The organism is Streptomyces sp. NPDC050743 (assembly GCF_044456925.1).
Classification (GTDB): Bacteria; Actinomycetota; Actinomycetes; order Streptomycetales; family Streptomycetaceae; genus Streptomyces.
Window position 1 is genome coordinate 1 of sequence record NZ_JBITGJ010000255.1, and the last position, 4,099, is coordinate 4,099.

At 68.2% G+C, this 4,099-nt stretch carries 4 protein-coding genes and 2 pseudogenes; 3 read left to right on the forward strand and 3 right to left on the reverse strand.

Going from position 1 to position 4,099, the window contains the following annotated elements:
• Positions 1 to 94: 94 nt before the first annotated feature.
• Positions 95 to 259 (reverse strand): annotated as a pseudogene (locus ACIBJF_RS52495) (IS630 family transposase); the annotation flags it as partial.
• On the reverse strand, positions 184 to 723 hold the full coding sequence (locus ACIBJF_RS52500; protein WP_399184975.1) for a winged helix-turn-helix domain-containing protein: 540 nt from the start codon (positions 721 to 723) through the stop codon (positions 184 to 186). The gene ACIBJF_RS52500 and the pseudogene ACIBJF_RS52495, both read right to left, overlap by 76 nt.
• 169 nt (positions 724 to 892) lie before the next feature.
• Between ACIBJF_RS52500 and ACIBJF_RS52505 the strand changes: the two genes are divergently transcribed.
• From ACIBJF_RS52505 to ACIBJF_RS52515, 3 genes and pseudogenes are all read left to right on the forward strand, one after another.
• The gene (locus ACIBJF_RS52505) at positions 893 to 2,131 is read left to right on the forward strand and encodes an IS110 family transposase (protein ID WP_399184976.1); all 1,239 of its coding nucleotides are present in this window, start codon (positions 893 to 895) and stop codon (positions 2,129 to 2,131) included.
• Positions 2,132 to 2,240: 109 nt separating this feature from the next.
• Positions 2,241 to 2,678: pseudogene (locus ACIBJF_RS52510) on the forward strand (cytidine deaminase).
• Between the two features lie 188 nt (positions 2,679 to 2,866).
• Positions 2,867 to 3,694: a transposase family protein gene (locus ACIBJF_RS52515; protein WP_399184977.1), complete on the forward strand. Its 828-nt coding sequence runs from the start codon at positions 2,867 to 2,869 to the stop codon at positions 3,692 to 3,694.
• A 124-nt stretch (positions 3,695 to 3,818) separates the two neighbouring features.
• Here the strand turns inward: ACIBJF_RS52515 and ACIBJF_RS52520 are convergent.
• The coding region (locus ACIBJF_RS52520; RefSeq protein WP_399184978.1) for an anti-sigma factor domain-containing protein at positions 3,819 to 4,099 on the reverse strand (281 nt) is incomplete at its 5' end.

Below are 4,099 nucleotides of genomic sequence, written 5' to 3' on the forward strand. Positions count from 1 at the left end.
TCGGGCGAATAGACCTTCATCACCATAATCGGTCACCCTCTCCCGACCCCCACCGGGGTCGAGGTCAGGGTGTCCACCACTCAGGGGGAGGCTCCGCTACCGAGATGCGGCGCCTGGACCTGCCACGGACACGCACGACGGGAGTATGACCGCGTAAGCCCCAGGTGTGGGCCCTGGGCGGCGTCATCGAGAATCCGGCCTCGTCCTCAAAGACGACCCAGGCCCCGAGCGCCGCCGCGGTGCTTCCACCAGCGGCCACACCTCCTTCTTCCACAGCGCGACCGCGTCCTCGTCCCGTTCAAGGGCACGCCGGGCAGGCGCCTGCCAGGACCAGCCGTGCCGCTTCAACAGCCGCCACACGGTCGCCACCGACAGGCTCAAGTGGAACCGGCGCGAGATCACCTCCTGGATCCGGGCCAGCGTCCACCGTTGGTCCTCGAAGCCGTGAACTGCCGGCCCCTTGCCCAACTCCTCCTCCAACACCGCGACCTGGGCGTCCGACAGCCGCGGTGCGTTCGCAGGACCCGTCGACCGCAGAGCCTGAGCGCCCCCTTCCCGCCAGGCACGACGCCACCGCTCCACCGACCGCTCGCTGACCCGTAACTCCTTGGCAACCGCAGCCGTCTTCACGCCCGCTGCGAACCGCTCCGCGGCCTCATGCCGTATCCGTTCACGAAATGCCCGCCGCTCAGCGGTCAGGCCCCCACCCTGCGCATACCGCATAGAAACGGCATACCGCAGGGATCAACCCCCGTCACCACCCGACGCTAAGCCGAAATCCTCAGTAATCGGATGCTGGGCCATTGAGCCCTTCCATTAGGGAGACGCGTGATCCTGCGAGGCTGCGACCAGCAGCAATGCACCCCGAGCTAAGAGGACGCGAGAGCACATCATGTACGTGTACTGCGGGATCGACTGGGCCTGCGATCATCACGATGTCGCCTTGGTCGACCAGGACGGAGCCCTTTTAGCTAAGGCCCGGATCCGCGACGACTCACCGGGCCTGCAACAACTGATGGACCTGCTCGCCGCCCACGGCGACACCGGAGAGGACCCGATCCCGGTGGCGATCGAGACCTCCCGCGGCCTGCTGGTGGCATGCCTGCGCGCCGCCGGACGCCCCGTCTACGCCATCAACCCGATGGCCGCCGCCCGCTACCGCGACCGCCACGCAGTCTCCCGCCGCAAATCTGACCACCTGGACGCCATGGTCCTGGCCAACATCCTGCGCACCGACGCCGCAGCCCACCGGCAACTGCCCCGCGATTCCGAGCTGGCCCAGGCCATCGCGGTGCTGGCCCGAGCCCAGCAGGACGCGGTCTGGGACCGCACCCAGGCCGGTAACAAACTCCGCTCTCACCTGCACGAATACTTCCCCGCTGCGCTGGAGGCGTTCAGTACCCGCGACGGCCTATGCGCCCCTGCGGCCCTGGTCATCCTGGCTTCAGCCCCCACCCCGGGGCAGGCCACCAAGCTCACCCGCGCCCAGCCGCGGGCGTTGCTGAAGAAGGCCGGCCGCCAGCGCGGCATCGACGCGGAGGCCGAACGGCTGCACGAGATCTTCCGAGAGCCGCACATGCGACAACTGCCGCTGGTGGAAGACGCGATGGGCCGCCAGACCATGACGCTGGTACGGAAACTCGAGATCGCCTGCACCAGCGCGGACGACCTCGCGCAGGCGGCGGTGGAGTCTTTTCAGCAGCACCCGGACGCGCGGATCATCACCAGCTTTCCAGGGCTCGGGTCACTAACCGGCGCCCGGGTGCTTGCCGAGATCGGTGACGACCGATCCCGTTTTACCGACGCCAAGGGCCTGAAAGCCTTCGCCGGGGCCGCACCGGTCACCCGAGCGTCCGGCAAGAGCGTGGCGGTCATGGCACGCCGGGTCAAGAACCAGCGCCTGGCCGCCGTCGGCTACGTTTGGGCCTTCGCTGCCCTGACCGCTTCACCCGGCGCCCGAACCCACTACGACCGTCGCAGAGAGGCCGGCGACCGACACACCGCAGCCCAGAGAAACCTCTTCAACCGCATGCTCGGCTGCCTGCACCACTGCCTCACCGTCCGCACTGATTACGACGAAGCGATCGCCTTCCTCACCCCCAAGGCCCCCGACGTCGCTGAGGCCGCTTGACAGATCAACCGCATCGGATGTCTGGCGAAACCGCCACGCCGACGACCAGCGCCTACGCTCCGTCGTCGACAGGGCCAACGTCGCCTGAAACCGCATGAAGGCAGAGAAGATGACCACCCAGACCGACCGCGTCGACCACGAACTGATCCGGGCAGCGGCGCACGTCGCGGCCACACGCTGCCGGGGCGACAACCACACCATGGCGGCTGCGGCCCGCGCCTGAGATGGCCGGATCGTCATCGCGGTGAATGCCTGCCACTTCACCGGAGGCCCCTGCGCGGAGCTGGTCCTCATCGGCGCTGCTGCCGCCCAGGGCGCTTACGACCTGGACACCATCGTCGCCGTGGGCGACCGCGACCGAGGCGTCGTACCTCCGTGTGGCCGCTGCCGCCAGGTCCTACTTGACTAATTCCCAGCCCTCAAGGTCATCGTCGGGACAAATGACATCCTCCGGATGGTGCCCATCACCGACCTGCTTCCCGAGAGCTACATCTGGGCGGACCCCCAGCTCGACGCTGAGGAGAGCGCACCACTCACCACGAGCTGACGCCGCAGGCGGTTACAGGGCCAACGTTGCCTGTTGCGGCACTAGCCTAGTGAGCCTTTCCCGGTAACCGACGGTCGCTGAGGGTGATCACCTCCGGGAGTCTCGTGGTGCACTCCCAACTCCGTTCAGGCGTAAGGCCCCTGGTAGGAACGATCTTGCGACAGAAAGATCCGACCGAGGGGCCTCACGTGCCGACCAGTGTCACATACACCGCCGTGCTCGATGTCCGGCGCTCCACCGCCGAGCACCTGGCCCGGCTCCTGCGAAGCCATCGAACCGAGGTCGGCACCCGCCGCGGGCGCCGCGCCCTGGGCTGCTTCAAGCAGGCCGTGCTGATCCTGCGCTGGTTCATCGACGGCACCCGTCTGTCCCAACTCGCTCGCGACAACGCCCTGTCCACGTCCACCGCCTACCGATACCTCCACGAAGGGCTGACGGTCCTGGCGGCCGGGGCACCGGACCTGGCCACCGCGCTGGAACGGGCGAAGGCGGCCGGCCTGACCCATCTCAATCTGGACGGCACGGTCATCCGCACCGACCGCGTCGCGGCCCCGGGGCCCAACGGGGCAGACCTCTGGTGGTCGGGCAAGCACAAGCATCACGGCGGCAACGTGCAGGTCATCTCCGCCCCGGACGGCTGGCCGATCTGGGTCTCGCCGGTGCGGCCCGGCCGCGAGCACGACACCACCTGCGCCCGCCACCACGGGCTCGTCGATGCTCTGAACCGGCTCGCCGACCAACTGGGCACACTGACCCTGGTCGACCTCGGCTACGAGAACGCCGGAGACGGCTTCCGTCACCCGGTCAAGAAGCCCGCGGGCGGTGAACTCACCGAAGCTCAGCAGACCTTCAACAGGGTCATCCGAGGCGTCCACGGGATGTGCGAACGCGCGAATGACCTGCTCAAGACCACTTTCAAGGCCCTGCGGCGGGTCAGCCTCGATCCCAGCCGCATCACCCAGATCGCCGCCGCGGCCCTCATCCTGCTCCAGCTCGAATACGACCGCACCATCTGAACGATCACACACAGACATGAGGGCTTACCGGGAAACGCTCAGTGGCTTCTTTCCCCGGCCACCGCGCCGACACATATAGCCGCGTGGGGAGTCCGCCGACGGGCAGGCTCCTCACGCGCATGCATTACGTCGGCATGCCGAGCAGGGCGACCGGCGTCGAGGTCGGCTGCTTCGATCCACCAGCCGGCTCCACCGTGATGCCGATACCCGTCGCGCCGTCGACCGCGCCTTGCATGAGTACGGCCTGGCTGCTGCGGTCGGGATCCATCAGGCCGGCCGAGCGCATGTTCCCGCCGTCGGCGAACCACAGCTGGTACACCTTGCCGCGCGGCGGTGTCGGCATCTTGGACGCCACGAACACGGCCCGGTCCCGGCTGGCGGAGACCACCAGCGTGCCCGCGCCGC

Coding starts and splice junctions, on each gene's coding strand:
- ACIBJF_RS52505 (WP_399184976.1), top strand. CDS start 893: ATGTACGTGTACTGCGGGATCGACTGGGCCTGCGATCATCACGATGTC.
- ACIBJF_RS52500 (WP_399184975.1), bottom strand. CDS start 723: ATGCGGTATGCGCAGGGTGGGGGCCTGACCGCTGAGCGGCGGGCATTT.